The 19,531-nt window shown below is 56.8% G+C and carries 16 protein-coding genes and 4 tRNA genes; 13 read left to right on the top strand and 7 right to left on the bottom strand.

From position 1 onward, the window contains the following. Positions 1 to 20: 20 nt before the first annotated feature. Together F552_RS0107810 and F552_RS0107805 are read right to left on the bottom strand one after the other, a co-directional pair. Positions 21 to 1,061 (bottom strand): site-specific integrase, encoded by a 1,041-nt coding sequence (locus tag F552_RS0107810; RefSeq protein WP_018151174.1) that lies wholly within the window; start codon positions 1,059 to 1,061, stop codon positions 21 to 23. A 182-nt stretch (positions 1,062 to 1,243) separates the two neighbouring features. Further along, a tRNA-Leu gene (locus F552_RS0107805) sits at positions 1,244 to 1,328 on the bottom strand. A gap of 187 nt (positions 1,329 to 1,515) precedes the next feature. Between F552_RS0107805 and queA the strand changes: the two genes are divergently transcribed. The 13 genes from queA to F552_RS0107740 all read left to right on the top strand — a co-directional run bounded on the left by queA (position 1,516) and on the right by F552_RS0107740 (position 12,338). Then, a complete protein-coding gene (queA, locus tag F552_RS0107800; RefSeq protein WP_018151173.1) occupies positions 1,516 to 2,559 on the top strand; it encodes a tRNA preQ1(34) S-adenosylmethionine ribosyltransferase-isomerase QueA in 1,044 nt (347 codons plus the stop codon). Positions 2,560 to 2,664: 105 nt separating this feature from the next. Continuing rightward, positions 2,665 to 3,705, top strand: coding sequence for a Holliday junction branch migration DNA helicase RuvB (ruvB, locus tag F552_RS0107795; protein WP_018151172.1), 1,041 nt, complete (start codon positions 2,665 to 2,667; stop codon positions 3,703 to 3,705). Positions 3,706 to 3,771: 66 nt separating this feature from the next. Next, positions 3,772 to 4,452 carry a protein TolQ gene (gene tolQ / locus F552_RS0107790; protein WP_018151171.1) on the top strand — a complete coding sequence of 227 codons (681 nt, stop codon included), beginning with the start codon at positions 3,772 to 3,774 and terminating at the stop codon, positions 4,450 to 4,452. A gap of 2 nt (positions 4,453 to 4,454) precedes the next feature. Continuing rightward, positions 4,455 to 4,886 (top strand): ExbD/TolR family protein, encoded by a 432-nt coding sequence (locus F552_RS0107785; RefSeq protein WP_018151170.1) that lies wholly within the window; start codon positions 4,455 to 4,457, stop codon positions 4,884 to 4,886. After that, entirely contained in the window at positions 4,883 to 5,719 is an 837-nt protein-coding gene (tolA, locus tag F552_RS0107780) for a cell envelope integrity protein TolA (protein ID WP_018151169.1), read from the top strand. Before F552_RS0107785 ends, tolA begins: the two co-directional genes overlap by 4 nt. A gap of 44 nt (positions 5,720 to 5,763) precedes the next feature. Beyond that, a complete protein-coding gene (tolB, locus tag F552_RS0107775) occupies positions 5,764 to 7,050 on the top strand; it encodes a Tol-Pal system beta propeller repeat protein TolB (protein ID WP_018151168.1) in 1,287 nt (428 codons plus the stop codon). 124 nt (positions 7,051 to 7,174) lie between these two features. Beyond that, positions 7,175 to 7,717, top strand: coding sequence for a peptidoglycan-associated lipoprotein Pal (pal, locus tag F552_RS0107770; protein ID WP_018151167.1), 543 nt, complete (start codon positions 7,175 to 7,177; stop codon positions 7,715 to 7,717). Between the two features lie 3 nt (positions 7,718 to 7,720). Beyond that, positions 7,721 to 8,509, top strand: coding sequence for a tol-pal system protein YbgF (ybgF, locus tag F552_RS0107765; protein WP_026182503.1), 789 nt, complete (start codon positions 7,721 to 7,723; stop codon positions 8,507 to 8,509). Between the two features lie 136 nt (positions 8,510 to 8,645). Continuing rightward, on the top strand, positions 8,646 to 9,296 hold the full coding sequence (queE, locus tag F552_RS0107760) for a 7-carboxy-7-deazaguanine synthase QueE (RefSeq protein WP_018151165.1): 651 nt from the start codon (positions 8,646 to 8,648) through the stop codon (positions 9,294 to 9,296). Between the two features lie 36 nt (positions 9,297 to 9,332). Then, a complete protein-coding gene (gene queC, locus F552_RS0107755; protein ID WP_018151164.1) occupies positions 9,333 to 10,007 on the top strand; it encodes a 7-cyano-7-deazaguanine synthase QueC in 675 nt (224 codons plus the stop codon). A gap of 60 nt (positions 10,008 to 10,067) precedes the next feature. Further along, a tRNA-Lys gene (locus F552_RS0107750) sits at positions 10,068 to 10,143 on the top strand. A gap of 119 nt (positions 10,144 to 10,262) precedes the next feature. Next, a tRNA-Lys gene (locus F552_RS0107745) sits at positions 10,263 to 10,338 on the top strand. Positions 10,339 to 10,703: 365 nt separating this feature from the next. Further along, positions 10,704 to 12,338: a methyl-accepting chemotaxis protein gene (locus F552_RS0107740; protein WP_018151163.1), complete on the top strand. Its 1,635-nt coding sequence runs from the start codon at positions 10,704 to 10,706 to the stop codon at positions 12,336 to 12,338. 39 nt (positions 12,339 to 12,377) lie between these two features. Here F552_RS0107740 and F552_RS0107735 read toward each other — a convergent pair whose 3' ends face one another. From F552_RS0107735 to F552_RS0107715, 5 genes are all read right to left on the bottom strand, one after another. Beyond that, positions 12,378 to 13,415 carry an extracellular solute-binding protein gene (locus F552_RS0107735; protein WP_018151162.1) on the bottom strand — a complete coding sequence of 346 codons (1,038 nt, stop codon included), beginning with the start codon at positions 13,413 to 13,415 and terminating at the stop codon, positions 12,378 to 12,380. Between the two features lie 128 nt (positions 13,416 to 13,543). Beyond that, a tRNA-Met gene (locus F552_RS0107730) sits at positions 13,544 to 13,620 on the bottom strand. Positions 13,621 to 13,691: 71 nt separating this feature from the next. After that, positions 13,692 to 14,861 (bottom strand): class I SAM-dependent methyltransferase, encoded by a 1,170-nt coding sequence (locus tag F552_RS0107725; RefSeq protein WP_018151161.1) that lies wholly within the window; start codon positions 14,859 to 14,861, stop codon positions 13,692 to 13,694. Positions 14,862 to 14,916: 55 nt separating this feature from the next. Next, positions 14,917 to 17,301, bottom strand: coding sequence for an HD domain-containing phosphohydrolase (locus F552_RS0107720; protein WP_018151160.1), 2,385 nt, complete (start codon positions 17,299 to 17,301; stop codon positions 14,917 to 14,919). Next, on the bottom strand, positions 17,301 to 19,526 hold the full coding sequence (locus tag F552_RS0107715) for a CHASE2 domain-containing protein (protein WP_018151159.1): 2,226 nt from the start codon (positions 19,524 to 19,526) through the stop codon (positions 17,301 to 17,303). The genes F552_RS0107720 and F552_RS0107715 overlap by 1 nt, the downstream gene beginning before the upstream one ends. Positions 19,527 to 19,531 lie beyond the last annotated feature (5 nt).

The raw sequence follows: 19,531 nt of genomic DNA, 5'->3' as shown, positions 1-19,531 counted from the left end.
CATGTGCAATATTGCTTTTGCTAAGCTGCAAACGCCAAATTGGGGGTGTAACTTTTCCTTCGGACTGCATCGACAAGTTCGCTGTTGCTAGGGTTGTAATATCGCATTGCCATTTGTATCGTCTTCCATCCCATAATTTTGGCTAAAGTGCTAGCCGGCATATGTGGTGCGTAACGAGAGGCAGCTTCGTGTCTTAGGTCGTGAAATCTAAAGTCGATAATTTCAGCCTTTTTGCAAGCTCTCGCAAAAGCTTTCCCTAGAGAGTTTCCAGTAAGATAATTAGATACCCGCTTATTTGACTCTGGTGGAGTTGCGAAAGATTTCTTCCTTGTATAGATGAGTCTTTCAGCAGCTTCAGACAGAGGAACAACACGAGATTCGCTGTTTTTTGTCTGTGAGCCAGGTAAAAATAGAATCCTTTCATCCAAGTTGACATGCTGCCAGGTAAGACTGGCAATTTCATCTACTCGCATACCAGTTTCAATTGCTAATTGCGTGCAAAACTTAAGAGAATCATCTTGAAGCCCTTCAAGTGTCTCAAACAGTCTTTTTTCTTCTTCGTTTGATAAACGGCGTGTGCGCCCAGGTGATGGCGATGGCTTGAGGCCCCTCACAATTGGATTTTTTATCGGCATCTCCCAATTGGCCTTGGCTACATTGTATAGATTTGAAATTAGCGCAAGCTCTAGGCGTACGGTGTCAGGCCCACAACTTTTTAATCGATGGGTGGCGTATTTTTCAAAATCTTGAGTCGTCAGGGAAGCAAAAGAACGGAGGCATAAATCGTTACGTTGTAGTCGCGCGATACGATTCAACTCGTTTCTTGCACTTTTCTTTTTGGGGGTGACGGTTTCTGCATAGCGTTGGAGCGCTTCCCCAAGGGTGATTTTTTCGGCTGCTTTCGTGTCAGCAAACACGCCCTGCCGCATTTGGGATTCAACTGCTTTTGCCCAGTCCTCAGCATCTCGTTTGCGTTCAAAAGTTTTGCACTGGGTTGGATAACCTTTTCTACGAATAGTAGCTTGCCATTGATAGTCGCCGCGTTTGTTGATAGTTGCCATTTACTTGCTCCATGAGGATGGTGGGTTGGAGCAAAAGTATAGGTAAGCAAGCAGAGGATAATTGCTGCAATGGCATAGAAAAATTAATTGCAGCAAAAATGCAGCAAATAATAATTTTACGGATTTTTATTGGAAGTTTGAGACGAGAAAAACTGTCTCTAAGTGTTTGATTTTACTAGGAATGGTGCCCAGGGTCGGACTCGAACCGACACACCTCGCGGCGGGAGATTTTGAGTCTCCTGTGTCTACCAATTTCACCACCTGGGCACTACCTGCGCTGAGTAATCAGAAGCAGAGACGGGCATTATCCATAAGTAGGGGCTGTTTGGCAAGCGGTTTTATGGCTGGGGCTATGAATTCTTGTGCGAATGAGGGTGATTTAGCATGAAAAGTCCGCCCGTGCTTCGCGTATAATCTCCACTTTGCCTATCAGGAATGGCGACGTTTGCCATCTATGTCCATGCTGCTGTCAGATTTCGATTACGAACTACCCGATCACCTTATTGCCCAGTATCCGCCCGCAGAGCGTGGCAAAAGCCGTTTGCTGGATACCTCCGGCGGCCAGTTGCAAGACCGGATGTTTGCCGACCTACTGTCTTTGTTGCGCCCGCACGATGTGCTGGTGTTCAACGATACCAAGGTGATCAAGGCGCGCCTGTTTGGCCAGAAAACCAGTGGTGGCAAGGTCGAGGTACTGGTAGAGCGCGTCATCGCTGTTCACGAAGTGCTGGCGCACGTGCGGGCCAGCAAGTCACCACCTACGGGGTCGGGCCTGATGCTGGCCGATCGCTGGCCGGTGACGGTGCTGGGCCGGGAAGGCGAGTTGTTCCACCTGCGCTTTGAGGGGGAAACCCCGGTGGCCGAGATTCTGGAAGCCAGCGGCCGCTTGCCGTTGCCACCCTATATCACGCACGACCCGGATCAGGACGATGCTACCCGCTACCAGACGGTGTACGCCCGTGCCGATGGCGCCGTTGCTGCCCCGACGGCCGGTTTGCACTTTACGCCCGAACTGCTGGCCAGCCTGGACGCTGCCGGTGTCGAGAAAGCCTTTGTGACTCTGCATGTGGGCGCCGGGACATTCCAGCCGGTGCGGGTAGAAAACCTGGTCGAGCACGCCATGCACCGCGAGCGTTACGAAATATCCGAAGAAACCATTGCGAAAATCCGGACTGCGCGCCAGCATGGGGGGCGGGTGATTGCCGTGGGTACCACATCGCTCAGGGCGCTGGAGTCTGCCGCGCGCGCGGGCGAGCTGAAAGCCGGCTGGCAGGAAACCGACCTGTTCATCACACCGGGGTATCGCTTCAAGGTGGTAGACCAGCTGATCACCAATTTCCACTTGCCCAAGTCCACCTTGCTGATGCTGGTATCTGCCTTTACGGGGTACGCGCGGATGAAAGCCGTCTACGCCCATGCCATTGCGCATGAATACCGCTTCTTTAGCTATGGCGATGCCATGTGGCTGGACCGGGATGACACGGTAACGGGCTGGTAAGCTGAACCGTCGCTGAATGAAGCCCGCATGGCGGGCACTGCATGGTTGCCAATTTTGTTATGATAACGGGCTGAAAAGCCTGCCAAGATAAGGTGTAAACGCCGGATGATTGAAACCGATTCGTTTGACCCCGCCGCCCGGGTGATCGCCCCGGTCAGTGCCAGTTCGCAAGAAGAGGCGCTGGAACGTGCGTTGCGCCCCAAGCTGCTGGACGAATACGTGGGCCAGGAGAAGGCCCGCGGGCAGCTGTCCATCTTTATCGAGGCGGCCAGAAAACGTAGCGAAGCGCTGGATCATGTCCTTTTGTTCGGGCCTCCTGGCTTGGGTAAAACCACGCTGGCGCACATCATTGCCCGCGAGATGGGGGTTAACCTGCGCCAGACCAGCGGCCCGGTACTAGAGCGCGCGGGCGATCTGGCTGCACTCTTGACCAATCTGGAACCGCACGATGTGCTGTTTATCGACGAGATTCACCGCTTGTCTCCGGTGGTAGAAGAAATTCTGTACCCGGCGCTGGAAGACTTCCAGATCGACATCATGATTGGTGAAGGCCCGGCTGCCCGCTCTGTGAAGCTGGATTTGCCACCGTTTACTTTGGTAGGGGCCACCACCCGTGCCGGCATGCTGACCAACCCGCTGCGTGACCGTTTTGGCATTGTGGCGCGACTGGAGTTTTATACGCCGGACGAGTTGCAGCTGATTGTGGCGCGTTCGGCCCGTTTGCTGAACATGGAAACCAGCGAGGATGGTGCGTTCGAAATTGCGCGCCGCTCCCGCGGAACACCGCGGATTGCCAACCGCCTGTTGCGGCGGGTGCGTGACTTTGCCGAAGTTCGTGCCAACGGCAAGGTAGACCGTACCGTCGCAGATGATGCGCTGAAAATGCTGGATGTCGATTCTGCCGGGCTGGATGTGATGGACAGGAAACTTTTGTCCGCGGTGATCGACAAATTCTCTGGTGGCCCGGTCGGGGTGGATAACCTGGCCGCCGCTATTGGCGAAGCCAGAGACACGATTGAAGACGTGCTGGAGCCTTACCTGATCCAGCAAGGGTATTTGCAGCGAACCCCGCGGGGGCGCATGGCCACGGCATCCGCCTATCTGCACTTCGGTTTGCCGGTGGCCCAGCCGGAAGGTGATGGCTGAACCGCTCTTGCCTGTGGGGCTTCATGATTTGTACCCGTTAGCACACGATATCTTGAAAGTAATTGCATGAATCCAAGTACCGACTTGTCATTTGTTCACCTCATCACCCAGGCCAGCGTCATTGTGCAGCTGGTGATGATTATCCTGCTGCTGATGTCGTTGATGTCCTGGTCGTTTATCTTCTCCAAGTGGGTGTCCATTCGCAAGGCCGCCAGCAAAAGTGCCGACTTCGAGCGCCAGTTCTGGAGCGGGAACGACCTGAACCAGCTGTATCAGCATGCCAGCCAGTCCGGCGATGAAAACATCGGTATGTCCCGCATCTTTACCGCCGGTTTTGGCGAGTTTCTCAAGCAGAAGAAACAGGTTGGCGTAGAAGCGCGCGACATGATGGATAGCGTGCAGCGTGCCATGCGCGCCGAGTACCAGCGCGAGATCGACCGGCTGGAGTCTCACCTGGCGTTTCTGGCAACCACCGGTTCTGTTTCCCCGTATATCGGGTTGTTCGGCACGGTCTGGGGCATCATGAATGCCTTCCGCGGGCTGGCCAATGTCGGGCAGGCCACGCTGGCCCACGTAGCCCCGGGGATTGCCGAGGCGCTGATTGCAACCGCGATCGGTCTGTTTGCCGCCATCCCGGCGGTGGTGGCGTACAACCGCTATCTGCATGATATCGACCGCCTGTCGATCAAGCTGGAAAGCTTCATGGAAGAGTTTTCCAATATCCTGCAGCGCCAGGCGAGCCGCTAAGCATGGCTACCTATCGCAAACGCCCAAGGCGCGCGCTCAAGAGCGAAATCAACGTGGTGCCGTTCATCGACGTGGTGCTGGTGCTGCTGATCGTGTTCATGGTGGCTGCGCCCATGATGCAGACCGGGCAGATCAAGCTGCCGGAAGTCGGCCAGAGCAGCCAGGTAGACGTGCGCCCGCTGCAAATCCAGATCAAGGATGACGGTACCGGGGATGTGACCCTGAACGACGGACAGGGCAAGGTGGAAACCATGCCGCTGGAGACCCTGATTGCCGAAGTCCAGCAAAAACAGGCAGAAAACCCGCAGTTGCCGGTGGTGATCAGCGCGGATAAAACCGTCAAGTACGAGACCGTGGTCATGGTCATGAGCAAGCTGCAGGCCGAAGGCATCAAGCAGGTCGGTTTGCTGGTACAGCAGCAAGGCAGCAAATGAACCGGTTCCGCGAAAACGGACTGAATCCGGCCAGCGTGGCGCTGGCCTTGCTGGCGCACGTGCTGCTGCTGGTACTGTTGTACTTTGGCGCATCCTGGACCACCACGCCACCCAAGCCGGTCGAGGCGCAGCTGTGGGCCGGGATTCCGGGCGAGACGCAAGACAAACCGGTGAAGCCGCCCAAGCAAATGGTAAGCAAGCCGGTAGAAAAAACTGCACCACCACCGGTTGAGCCCAAGCCCAAAGTAAAGGTAGAGACCCCCAAGGAAGCGCCCAAGGTGGTGACGAATGACAAGGCCCGCATCAAGGTAGAGGCCCCGGCTTCTAAAACAAAGGCGGCCAAACCCCAAAAAACCGTCGAGGCGGAAAAACCGGTGGTGAAACCGCAAAAACCGGATAGCAAACCGCTGAAGACCGATAACAGCAAAGCCATCAGGGACGAGATGGCCAAACAGCTGGCCGCAGAAGCGGCAGACCGGGCCAAAGAACAGGCTGCAATGAAGGCCGCAGCGGATGCAGAAGCCAGAAAACTGGCCGAAGGGCGTGCCAAACAAGGGCGCGACATGGCGGACTACCAGCAAAAAGTAGCGGCTTTGGTGCGTCAGCGGGTGAACTTTGATGATCCGGGCGGGCCTAATCTCGATGCCAAGTTTATCGTATCGTTTTTGCCGAACTATGAAATTCTGGATGTTCAGTTACTGAAATCCAGCGGGAACCCCGCTTATGACCAAGCGGTGGAGCGTGCCCTGCATGCGTTAAAACGCCTGCCACCACCACCGGATGGCGTGACGCTGGGCAGGGAGTCGCAATTCAGCTTCCGCCTGCGCGAATAACCGGTTACCACCGAACACATAAACATTAACCAGAACGAGACGACATGCTGAGAATGAAAAAATACGTCAGACAGATTGGTTTGGGGATACTGTCCACCCTGTTGGTCGCCCGTGTGGCGAATGCACTGGATTTTGAGGTGGTTGGTACCGGTGGTAACCAGATACCCGTGGTCATCATGCCGTTTGCCCAGGAAAACGCCTATGCCCAGCTGATTACTCCGGTGGTCAAGGCAGATCTGACCCGCAGCGGCTTGTTCAAGCTGGTGGATTTTACCCCGGCACAGACACCAACCGACCTGAACCAGATTCCGTATGACGAACTGACCCGGCGCGGCGTCATGGCGGTTGCCATCGGGACGGTCGAGCCACAAGCCTCTGGCGTGGCGGTAGTCAAATACCGGTTGGTCGATGTGGCCAAGCACGAACAGATCGACGGTCTGGCACTCAACCAGCCGGCTACCCAGTTGCGCCGCATTGCTCATAAAGTGGCCGACCGGATTTTCGAGAAACTCACCGGGGACCGGGGCGTCTTCTCGACCAAAATTGCCTATGTACTGAAACAGGGGAAACGCTTCTTCCTGCAGGTGGCAGATGCCGACGGTTATAACCCGCAATCTGTCGTCAGCAGCAGCGAACCGATCATCTCCCCGGCCTGGTCTGCCGATGGCGGCCAGATTGCCTATGTATCGTTCGAGGCCAAAAAGCCGGTGGTGTATGTCCAGTCTTTGTCTACCGGTAACCGCAAGGCCGTGGCCAACTTCAAGGGCAGCAACAGCTCACCCGCCTTTTCTGCCGATGGCAGCCGGCTGGCGGTGGTGCTGACGCAGGAAGGACATTCGCAAATCTACAGCGTGCCAGCACAGGGCGGGCCAGCCAAGCGGCTTTCCCAGAGTAACGGCATTGATACCGAGCCGACCTTTGCGCCCGATGGCAGTATCTATTTTACGTCCGACCGTGGCGGTAGCCCGCAAATCTATCGCATGGGCAGTGAAGGCGGCGCAGCCAGCCGGGTAACCTTTGAGGGGGCTTACAATGTGTCTCCGGATATCAGTCCGGACGGCAAGGGCATGGTGTTTGTCCAGAATGCGGGCGGACGTTTCCGCGTGGCGTTCATGGACTTTGCCAGTCGCCAGACCCAACTGCTGACCGACACCTCGCATGATGAATCGCCCAGCTTTGCTCCGAATGGCAAGCTGATTCTGTATGCCACCCAGCAGGGCGGGCATGGCGTGCTGGCCGCGGTGTCCAGCGACGGGCGCGTCAAGCAGAAGCTGACCGAGCTCGCCGGGGATGTGCGTGAACCCGCATGGGGGCCTTTCACCGGGCGATAACGGTGTTGCCCTCTTTGAAAATGTAAATGGCAGGGTTTCCGACCCTGGCGTTATCAGGCAAGATACGCTTTAAATGGTTGGTTTTTATCCCTGCACGCAATGTCAGGGTTAACTGGAAAGGAACATGAAGATGCAAGGTTTGAAATTGGCAGGTAGCCTTTTGCTGGCAGGTCTGTTGGCCGCATGTGCAAGCAATACACCACAAAATGGCGCGGGTGCACCGGTAGAAAACCGTACGGCATCGACAGACACCAGCACCAACCAGGTGACGGATGACGGCAAGATGGCCCAGGTCGATCTGGACAAGCAAAACGGGGATGAAATTGCCAACCTGCAAAAAGGCAGTGTGTTCTTCGACTACGACCAGTTTACCGTGCGCGACGAGTTCAAAGGCCTGATCGAAGCCAATGCGGCGTACCTCAAGAAAAACCCTGCGGCAAAACTGCTGATTCAGGGCAATACCGATGAACGTGGCAGCCGTGAATATAACCTGGCACTGGGCCAGAAACGGGCCAATGCCGTGAAAGAAGCCATCGAAGTATTGGGGGCGGACAGTGCGCGTGTAGAAGCCGCCAGCCTGGGTGAAGAAAAGCCGCGCTGCGAACAGGCCACCGAAGACTGCTATGCGCAGAATCGCCGTGCAGATTTCTTGTACCAAGGGAAATAAGACATGAAGTCTCGCATGTATGCGATGTGTGCTGCTGCATGGTTGCTCATGTACGGCACGACAAGTCAGGCGGGTCTGTTTGATGACGATGAAGCACGTAAGCAGATTGCAGAAGTGCGTACCGAGCAGCAGCAGTTATCAGACCGGCTGGGGAAAGTGGAATCCACCGTCAACAGCCAGAAAATGCTGGAGTTGATCAACCGCATTGAACAGCAGAATGCCCAGATCGCCCGCCTGACCGGGCAGCTTGAAGAGCAGGCGCATCGTCTGGACGAGATGGAAAAGCGCCAGAAGGACCTGTATCTGGATACAGATACCCGCCTGCGCAAGCTGGAACAAACGGGAACTACTGCTGCAGTCGCCGCCACACCTGCGACGAACGCCAATGCAGCATCTGCGACACCAGCGGGGGACCCGGCCCAGGAAAACGCGACCTATGATGCCGCCTTTGCCAAGTTCCGGGTGGGGAATTACCCTGCTGCCATTTCCGGGTTTAACGGCTTCATCAAGAGCTACCCCAACAGCAAGTATGCGCCCAACGCGCAATACTGGATTGGCAATGCCTACACCGCTCAGCGCGACTACAAGCGAGCCATCATCGAGCAGCAAAAGCTGATCAGTACCTGGCCGGATTCCGGCAAAGTACCGGATGCGATGCTGAACATTGCCACATCTCAGCAAGAGCTGGGTGATGCTGCTGCCTCCCGCAAAACGCTGGAAGAGCTGGTGGCAAAATATCCGCTGACCAGCGCGGCGGATCAGGCCAAAAAACGGTTGGCGAATAAAAAGTAACCGCATCTTGCCGGTCGTTGTGCCAATGCCTGCCAGTGACACCCGGCAGGCATTGTTTTTTTAGGGCTTTAGATCGCTCCTTGGCCCATGTATCATGTTGGGAATGAGTCTCAGATCAATTGTTGAGTAGAACGTTATGGCCATCGCAGATGCCGTGCTGATCACGGAAATATTCTTTTCACTCCAGGGGGAGTCCAGCCGGGTTGGCTTGCCAACCGTGTTTGTACGCCTGACGGGGTGCCCGCTGCGCTGCGGTTATTGTGACAGTGCGTATGCCTTTTATGGCGGCGAGCATAAAACCTACGACCAGATCCTGGCCGAGATTGCAAAATACGGTGCGCATTATGTGTGCGTCACCGGTGGCGAGCCGCTGGCGCAAAAGAACTGCCTGCCGTTGCTGAACCGCTTGTGTGACGCAGGCTACAGCGTGTCGCTGGAAACCAGCGGCGCCATGCCGATTGGTGATGTGGACCCGCGCGTTTCGCGCATCATGGACCTGAAAACCCCCGGCTCTGGTGAGGAATCCCGCAATCTGCTGGAGAATCTTCCGCTGCTGAACGCGCAGGATGAGCTCAAGTTTGTACTGACCAGCGAGGCCGATTACCAGTGGGCAAAAGGCATGATCGAAACGCATCACCTGGCAGACCGTTGCCCGGTGCTGCTGTCGCCAATCTGGGATGGCCTCAAGCCGTCTGATCTGGCGGACTGGATTGTCCGTGACAAACTGCCGGTGCGCATGCAGGTACAATTACACAAGATTTTATGGGGAGAAAAACCCGGTGTCTAACCCCGGGGGCTCTCTGGAAGCAAAAGGAAAAACAGCATGAACCCTAAAGCAGTGGTGTTGGTATCTGGCGGGCTGGATTCCGCCACCGTTCTGGCCATGGTCAAAGCACAAGGCTATGACGTGTATGCGCTCAGTTTTGACTATGGACAGCGTCACCGCTCGGAACTGGATGCCGCCAGACGGGTAGCAGAGGCCCAGGGCGCCAAAGATCATCGCATCGTCAAGCTGGATCTGGCGTTGTTTGGTGGCTCTGCCCTGACAGACAGCAGTATTGATGTACCCACTGCTCCGACCGAGGGCATTCCGGTGACTTACGTGCCGGCACGTAATACCGTACTGCTATCGGTAGCACTGGCATGGGCTGAAGTGCTGCACGCCAGCGCAATTGGTATTGGCGTAAACGCCGTGGATTACTCCGGTTATCCGGATTGCCGTCCGGAGTATATTGCGGCGTTCGAGAAGATGGCCAACCTGGCCACCAAAACCGGTGTAGAGGGCGAACCCCTGAAAATTCTTACCCCGCTGATTGATTTGCCCAAGTCCGAGATCATTCGCCAAGGCATGGCGCTCGGGGTGGATTACGGCTTGACTGTGTCCTGTTATATGGCCGACGATGCAGGTCGTGCCTGTGGTGTCTGTGACAGCTGCCGTATTCGCAAGGAAGGCTTTGCCAATGCTGGCGTAAGCGACCCGACACATTATCAGGCGTGAGTGGCAAAAAATAGTTGACCACATAAAGTACGTCCTGTATAGTTGCGTTCTCTTGTGGATGGGTCGTTAGCTCAGTTGGTAGAGCAGCGGACTTTTAATCCGTTGGTCGCAGGTTCGAGTCCCGCACGACCCACCAATCTATTCAAGAAGCAGCTGCCCTCGGCAGCTGTTTTTATTAGCTGGACACACCGTCCTGGCTGATAAGGCGAAAGCCGCAGTGTAGTAAATACGCTGGCACACAGTTTTAGCAGTGCCGGGTCGTTAGCTCAGTTGGTAGAGCAGCGGACTTTTAATCCGTTGGTCGCAGGTTCGAGTCCCGCACGACCCACCAGTTCAAAGAAAAAGCCGCATTCAATGCGGCTTTTTCTTTTTCAGCCTTCCTTTGTATATATCCCTCTTTGTTTACTGATGACTTTCCGTTTGCCGGCCGCTGTGGTGTTGTTTTCTCTGCATGGCTGTTGCGTCCGATATATTCAACGCTAGATTAAAATAATAAACGCCTGTATAACCATGCTAATTTCATGGTTATTGGGGGTGAAGACTCGCTATCAAGTACGTCATATTCAGAAAATTCTCGCTAAACCAATAAAAAACAACAGATAAACACGCGGGTCGTGCCAAGGTCGTCAAGTCAATGCACCCCGGCCACGTGTTGTCATGTGTACAAAAAGCCAAAGTGAAAGAGGGGTGTAGCATATGCGAAAGAATTTACCGGTTACCAATCAGGAAACCTTGTTACCGGAAGGCGAGTTCATTTATTCGCAAACGGACTTGCAGGGCAACATCATCGAGCTGAATGATGCCTTTGCGCGCATCAGCGGCTATGCAAGAGAAGAAATGTTGGGGCGGCCGCATAATATGGTCCGGCATCCGGACATGCCGGAACAGGCATTTGAGGATATGTGGCGAGACCTGAAGGCGGGCCGTCCCTGGCGCGGGCTGGTCAAAAATCGCCGCAAGGATGGCGGATATTACTGGGTGGTGGCTAATGCGTCCCCGGTGCGGCATGAAGGCCGTGTGGTGGGATATCAGTCGGTCCGGACTTCGCCTACACGGGCGGAGGTGGCGGCAGCTGAAGAGGCATACCGTCGGGTCCGGGCGGGGGATCGCTCGATTCGTATCCTGCATGGGCGTGCCAGCCGCGTGCGGGGTGCCTTGATCAAGCGTCTGACCTCAGTGGAAGCGGTTGCCTTGCTGATGGGCTTATCGGGCCTGCTATTGGTCTGTACCCTGCTGGCGGGGGAGGCAACTGCACAACCCTTGTGGCGGGTGCTGAGCCTGTCGCTGGGCGGTCTGGTGGCGGTACTGGCAGGCTTCTTTGTGTTTCTGGCGTTGCCCAGGCTGGTGAAAGAACAAAATCTGCTCCTGGCGCATCTGGAGTATTTGCTGGTGACAGGGGACCTGACCCGGCGCATTGATCTGGATAGCCACACGCCAAGAGGCATGATATCGCGCAGGCTGGATATTCTGGTGTCGTCCGTCAGGGCAACCATGCAGAGCATCATCAATGCGGCCCAGCATGTAGGGGAATCCACTCAGGCAGTGGCGGTGAGCGTGGGTCAGATCAGTCAGTCGGCTACGGTGCAGACCCAGGCAACCGTGGCAGCAGCAGCGGCCATTGAAGAGGTGTCGGTAGCGATTGGCGAGGTTGCTGGTCATGCCGGCGTGACGCGCGAGACGTCGTTACGGTCCGGAGAGGCGGCAAGGCAAGGTGCGGAACGATCCGGCCTGGCCAGCCAGACAGTGCAGACACTGGCCGAAACCATCAATGAATCTACCCGCCAGGTCGAGGCGCTGGGCCAGCAATCATCAGAAATCAGTCGTATCACATCGGTCATTCACGATATTGCCGACCAGACCAACCTGTTGGCACTGAACGCGGCGATCGAGGCGGCCCGGGCCGGTGAGGCGGGCAGGGGGTTTGCGGTGGTGGCGGACGAGGTGCGCAAGCTGGCGGAGCGTACCAGTCTGGCGACCCAGGAGATTCGTCAGATGCTGTCAGGCATTCACGATGAAACGGCGCGAGCGGTCACTGGCATGCAGGACGGGGTGGCGCATGTTGATTCCAGTGTGACGTCGGTGCTGGAGGCCAAAGAGGCGCTGGATGTCATCAATGCAGAAATGCGGCATACGGCGCAGCTGGTGGACGAGATTTTCCACTCTACGGTGGAGCAGCAAAATGCCATGGTGGAGTTGTCCGGTAACGTCAGCCAGATGGCGGAAGTGACCGAGCAGAACATGGAAGTGGTTGGTCATGCCGAAATGCTTGCCAGCCGCCTGCATGGCACGGTGGACCGGATGCTGAAATCGGTGGGGCAGTATCAGGTATAACGGCGGATGGGTGCGGCAGTAACCTGTGCTGGTGGCGGGTTACTGCACGCCCTTGCGGTAACCGGTGACAATACGCTCCCAGAGACGGGTGCGTTTGTCGGCGTCTTCTACGGGCTCCAGCCAGACAATCTTGGCATGCTCATCCTGCGGCTTGCTGTAGCTGACCGTATTGGACAGGCCGTAGCGGGTACTGAGACGCTGGCTGACGGGCTTGGAAATGGCGTAGTTGATCCAGGCTTCTGCCAGCGCCTTGTTCTGCACTTTGCTGGTAATGGCCCAGCAATCCAGCCAGGCGAGCGCGCCTTCTGCCGGAATGATGTAACCGATATCCGCGCCCTGATCTTTCAGCATTTTGACCTGCTGGGTGCCGTAGTTGGCATAGATAAGCGCAATATTGTGATGCATGAACAGGTCGACGGCTTCTTCCGGCAGGTTGTAGTAGTTCAGTACGTTTTTGCGCATGCTGGCTACACGCTTGACCACCTCGCCAAACTGGACATTGTTCAGATGAAACGGGTCGGCAATACCCAGTGTTAGCGCCGTCATCGAGAAATTGTGCGCACTACCGTTAAACGCCAGCACCTTGCCTTTGTATTTCGGGTCCCACATGGCGGTCATGGAGGTGGGCGGGGTTTTGACCAGCTTCTTGTTGTAGATCAGTCCCATTTCGGAATAGGCATAGGGAACGGCATACAGTTTGCCGTCTTTCACGATCCCGGGGATGTTTTCAACTTTCTGGAATTGCGGCAGCTGGAAATGCTGATTGGGGATGTTGTTCCGGTTGATCGGTACACTCAGCCCGGCAGGGATGTAGCGCTGCAGCTCTGCCGTATTGACGGCAAAAACATCAAAGTGCGGTTCTGCGGACGAGTTCAGCTTGTCCCACATTTCATCGTCAGAACTAACAATGGTGGTTTCCACGGTGACGTCGTATTTTTTCTCGAAGGCCTCTACCAGATCCTGATCGGCATAGCCTGGCCATGCAAGCATGCGCAGTACTTCTTTTGCATCCGCAAAAGAAGACACTGACACGAGGGCCAGACTGAAAAACCATTTGGACAGGGTGTGGTGGTGCATGGGTGTTGCTCTACTTTGGCTTGCGTCAACTAAGCATATCACAGCATGGGCACTTTGCCAGTGATGGTGACGTGTCGAATAACGGCGAAAATGAAAAAAGCCCGCATAAAGCGGGCTTTTTAATATCTTGGTGGCGAATCAGGGATTCGAACCCCGGACCTGCGGATTATGATTCCGTCGCTCTAACCGACTGAGCTAATTCGCCAAGAGAGGTCGCATTATCCATGCGATACGAAAAGCTGTCAACCCCCTGCGCCAAAAATCGTGAAGATTAATTTACAGGGCATGGCTTCTGTCGCCGACCATGAAGCCCAGCAGGGGTTCTTCAATGCCTTTGGTCAGGGCCAGGACCTTGAACAGTTCGCCCATTTCGGCGGGGCTCATCAGGCGCTGGGCCTGGTTGGTCAGTGGCAGGTATCTGGCCAGGTCTTCCTGATCGGCCCGAGCCAGCAGGTCGGTGATGCCGGCACTGGCCAGAAACATGGCCTGGCTGGTGTAACCGGCCAGAGACAGGCCGTTGTCTACCCCGGCAATGGCCATGGCGGTGAAGTCTACGTGGGTGGTGACATCCTGCAGCCCTACCAGCAGCAGCGGGTCCGGGTGGGCATGATGGCGGTAATGGCACATCAGCGTACCCTGGTCACGCTGGGGGTGGTAATACTCTCGCTCCGGGAACCCGTAGTCGATCAGCAGCAGCAAGCCGTGCTGCAAGGTGTTGGCCAGCGTACTGACAAAACCGGCGGCGCGCAGCTGGATTTCGCTCAGGTAAGGGGCGTGTACTGGCAGTTGCCGGGCTTTTTCCAGTAGTTGCGGATCGCTGATCGGCCGGGCGGCCAGTACAAACTGGTCATTTTCCAGGCTGACGCCCATTTCTTCGATGCGGTCGGCTTCCCAGCGCACCAGATGGGTTGGGATGGCATCCAGCACTTCATTGCCGATAATGACGCCCGTGAACTGCTCGGGTAGCTGGTCCAGCCAGACCAAGCGCGGTAGCAGGTGCGGTGCTTCTTGCCGGAAACGCTGTTGCTGGCGGTCTCGCAGGTCTGCGCTGACTTCCAGCAGATAGTAATGCGCCGGTAGTTGCTGTCGGGCTTCCAGTGCTTGCAGGATATCCAGCGCCAGTTTGCCGGAGCCGGGGCCGAATTCCAGAATGTCCCCGCCGGTGCTGTCCAGTACCTGAGCGATCTGGTTGGCCACGGTCTGGCCAAAGAGGACGGACAGTTCCGGTGCGGTGGTAAAGTCGCCATCCGGACCTAGCTTGATGGTGCCGTTGCTATAGTAGCCGAGTCCGGGGGAATAGAGGGCCAGTTCTTCAAAACGGACGAAGGGTATCCAGCCTTGGCTGGCGTGGATTTCGGCCTTGATCTGGGCTTCCAGTTGTCGGGAAATGGCCAGCGCCTCTGGCGCCGGGGCGGGTAAATTGGGTGTACTGCCGGTTACATGCACGGTATGGCCTGTTCAAACATGGAAAACACCCGCCAGCGTCTGGCAGGTGTCCGGATTATTGGGGTTGTCGGTAGCCGCTCCAGCCCGGGATCTGCGTGTCGTCAATGCGGTCTATCTGGTGCGGCGGCAGAAACTGGTCTGCATAGGTCTGATAGACTTTTTCGGTCATGAACACGTCAAAGAGATCCGGGTCGATGTGCTGGTCGAGCGTCATTTTACCTAATATCTTGAGCGCCGTAGAGAGTGTGAGCCCGGGTTTGTAGGGACGGTCTGCGGCGGTGAGGGCTTCGAAGATGTCGGCAATGCCCATCATGCGGGCTTGCAGGCTCATCTCTTCGCGTTTGAGCCCCTTGGGATAGCCTTTGCCGTCCATGCGTTCGTGGTGGCCGCCGGCGTACTCCGGCACTTTGGCCAGGTGTGGCGGCCATGGCAGGGCTTCCAGCATGTTGATGGTTACCACGATGTGGTGGTTGATGATGTTGCGTTCGGCATCGGTTAGCGTGCCTTTGCGTACACACAGGCTGGTGACTTCGTCAGCGGTCAGCAAGGGCTGAGGGTTGCCGTCACGGTCTGTCCAGACTTGACTGGCGATGCGCTGGATGCCGGCGATGGCTTCGTCGCTCATCCATTCTCCGCCGCGATTGCAACGCTCGATCAGCTGGCGGTCTTCGTTTAGCCGGGCCTGTTGTGCGCGTGCCTCTTCTTCGGTGATCTGGCCTTTCAGGCAGGCAATTTCCAGGTCTTTGCACAGCATGTCGAATCGGCTGTTGACCACCTCTATCCGGTCATGGATGGCTTCTAGTTTGGAGGCTTTGTCGACAATGTGAACGGGGGTGGTGATCTTGCCGCAATCGTGCAGCAGGCTGGCAATCTTGAGTTCGTAACGGTCTTTCTCGCTGAGCTGGAAGTCCTTGAGCGGGCCGGACTGGATGCGGTCGGTTGCATCGGCGAGCAGCATGGTCAGTTCGGGCACCCGGGCGCAATGGCCACCGGTATAGGGAGATTTTTCATCCAGCGCCGTGTTGATCAGCGTAATCAGCGATTCAAACAGGGTTTCCAGCTGGTCGATGAGCAGACGGTTGCTAAGGGCAATGGCTGCTTGCGAGGCGAGGGATTCGACCTGTTGCTGTTTGGCGGCTGAAAATCCGATGATCCGTTGCGTTAACGGATGTTTGGCGTTGATCAGCTGCAAGACCCCGATCACGTTGTCGTCGTGGTCTTTCATCGGCACCGTCAGGAATGACTGCGAGCGGTAACCTGTTTGGGCATCGAATGCGCGCGTGCCGGAAAAATCGTACCCTTCGGCCGTATAGGCGTCTTCGATGTTAATGGTACGGCCGGCGAGGGCGGCATGGGCGACCACATGATGATGGTTGGGCTGGCCGTCTTTCTCCAGCGGAATGGCCGGAAACGGGATGGGGGTACCGGTGGTGCCGCCCATGGCAAAGCCCAGGCTATCGTTGCGCAGGGTTTCAAACTGGAGCTGATGGTCCACAACCCGGTAGACCGTGCCGCCATCGGCACCGGAAAACTCTTTGGCCGCGAGCAGGATGCGTTCTAGCAATGTGGCCAGGTTGCGTTCCGCAGACAGGTCGGTACCGATGCGGTTCAGCCTTTCCAGCCACTTGCTTTCATCCTGTACGCTAAGCGTCAGGCTGGCGTGCTGATGACCCAGATTGAAATGATGGCCGCGATGCAAGGCGGTGATGTCTCCGGTATAAGACCCGCTGGCTCGCAGTTCCTGCATGATGAGCTCTTCTTCACCCGGTTTCAGGTGGGTAATCACAAGCGCCGTCTGTAGTGGCAGCTGGTCTAGCTGGGTCAGCAGGCTGTCCGGGCACAGGTGTCCGGAAATGTCGGCCAGCGACTGGTCATGGTTGGTAAACGAGGTTTCGATGACCAGCCAGCGCAAACCGGGCAACTGGCGGATGGCGTGCCAGAAATCCGGCCCGCCTTTGGTGTCGCCACTAAATACCCAGCTCTGCTGATGCGAGGTGACCGCATAGCCGACGGCGGGAATGGAGTGTACGGCGGGTACCGGGCGGATGCAGGTATTGGCATCCAGTTGGTATTCGTCACCCAGGTTAAAGGGCACAAATTCCAGAAATGGGGCTTCCGGTGAAGGCACGCTGCTGAAATCTGGCCACAGGGCGTGGTTGAACAGGTGCGTCTTTAAGGTGTGGATAGTGTCATTGGTGGCGTATACCTTGACCGGCTGGTGGCGCAGCCCGATGGCGGCATCTACCAGCATCGGCAGCATGCAGGTGTGGTCCATGTGGGCGTGGGTCAGGAACACCCGGTCGATACCTGCCAGCGTCGCCAGATCCAGATCGCCCACACCGGTACCGGCGTCGATCAGCGTATGCTGGTCCAGCAGGAACGAGGTGGTACGCAAATGGTCGCCAATGCCACCGCTGCAACCCAATACATGTATGTCCATTATTTTGCATCCATTCTGGTCGTACCATCCCAACCTTCTCCGGGCGGTTGCGCTAGATAATGGTTGATGCGTTGCTGGTATAACCGGTAAAGCCCGTGTTCATCCGCCTCGGTCAGCAAAGGCTGCAAGGCGGTCAGCGCACTGGCAAAGTCGCCGGCACGGTAGTGCATGAGGACCAGCGAGAACTGCTGTACCGTCTGTTGCAGCTCGGGCGTGCTGTCTTCCAGGTAGCACAGGGGTTCGTACAAATGCGTGATGGTTTCTTTGCCCTTGACCACGACCTGATCCAGCTCCCGGTACAAAAAGCGCGACCGGGTGGTGAGGTAGGTCTGATCCCCGACGATGATGCTGACACCGTACAGCTTGGTCAGGGATTCCATCCGCGCCGCCAGATTGACGGCGTCTCCCATCACAGTATAGGACATCCTGTAGCTGGACCCCATGTCGCCCACCGTCATTTTGCCGGTGTTGATGCCCACGCCGATGATCATCGGGGGTAATCCCATGCTGGCCAGCCGGGTCCGGAGCCCGATCATGGTGGCCTGCATGTCCAGCGCGGCTGCCACGGCGTGTTCGGCGTGCTGTTCGTCGGCCAGCGGGGCACCCCAGAAGGCCATGATGCAATCGCCGATGTATTTGTCGATGGTCCCCAGATACTTTTTGCGCACCACGGTGGTCAGCTCGGTGAGCAGCAGGTTCATCAGGTCGGTGAGCTGCTGCGGGGCCATGTGCTCGGAAATGGTGGTGAAGTTGCGTACGTCCGAGAACATGACCGTCATTTCCCGGTTCTGACCCTCGGTCGAATAGCTTTCCGGGGATTCGTTCATCTTCTCGACGATTTCTGGCGGCACATACTGGCCAAAGCGGTTAGCCAGCTGGCGTTTCTTGCGTGCTTCCATGAAGTAGCCAAAGCTCATCTGCACAATGAACAGGATCGTGATCAGCAGCAGGCTGCGCAACAGCGGAATGTCGATATGCTGGGTGTTCCATAGCCAGTAGTTGCCCGCGATGACGAGTGCGAGGACTAGCAGGGTGACCCCGGTGGCGACCAGCGGCGAGCACAGGATCAGTAACGGCAGCAAGATCAGGAAGATCAGGATCAGTTGCATGATCTCGGCACCATCGGCATAACCGGGGCGGTAAGGGATGCGCTGCTCGATCATGCCGGCCAGCAGGTTGGCGTGAATTTCCACCCCCGGGTAGACGCTGGCGACCGGGGTGTTCCGCAGGTCGACCAGCCCGGGGGCGGACGTACCGATCAGTACGATTTTCCGGTTCAGGTCTTGTGGGCGGACTTTGCGTTGCAGTACGTCGGTGACCGACAGGTAGGGAAAACTGTGCTGCGACCCCAGATACGGGATCAGGGCATTGAGCCGGTCATCGACCGGAATCCGGTAATCGCCCACCAGCAGGGCCTCGGTGGTGGCATAACCCCCTGCGCTGGGGTGGCTGACCGGCAGAATCGGGGGCGACTGGTTGAGCAGGCGATACATGCCGAGCGACAGGGATTCGTACAGCCCGTCTCCGTATTTTTCCAGCAAGGGTACGCGCCGGATCACGCCATCGACATCGGGAATGGGGTTGAAGTGGCCAGCACTGGCCGCAGACTTTTGCAGCAAGGCCAAATTGGCTCCGTAGCCGCTAAAGGCAGGCATGTTGGCCAGGCTGGCGGGCGAGATCACGTCTTGTGGCAGTACCGGGGCGGGCAGTACGCCGAATTTGCGTCGGGAGTCGGTACTCAGATAGTAGCCCAGTACGACAGGGCGCCCCTTGAAGCTGGCTGCCAGCTGGACATCCGGGTCCAGCGCCGGGCTGATCTTGCGCAGCGTCTCCTGGTACGCATGGTTGTTGGCCAGCTGGTGTTGCCCCAGATCATTGAGCAAGGGCAGCGGGTTGTGCGAGTCCGGGTCGGCAAAGGTGATGTCAAAGCCGACCATCCGGACATGGTACTGGTCAAACAGAGTGTCCATCAGCCTGGCCAGGCGTTGTCTTGGCCATGGCCACTGGCCTTGTTCTTCGAGGGTTTTTTCGTCGATGTCAAGAATGACGATATCGGCACTGCTGCCCTGGGTGCCAGACTGGCTAAAGCGGACATCGTACAGCATGCTTTCCAGTCGCTGTACGCCGGGCAAGGTCAGGATGCCTGCAATATCCAGCAGGCAGAGCGCCAGCAGCAATGCACCGATCGAGATGGGCCAGCGATGCGAGGACAGAAAGCGTTTCATGGGGG

The organism is Leeia oryzae DSM 17879 (genome assembly GCF_000376945.1).
GTDB classification, from domain to species: Bacteria; Pseudomonadota; Gammaproteobacteria; order Burkholderiales; family Leeiaceae; genus Leeia; species Leeia oryzae.
Note: the sequence above shows the minus strand (reverse complement) of the source record. Positions and strands in the feature narration are given on the sequence as shown.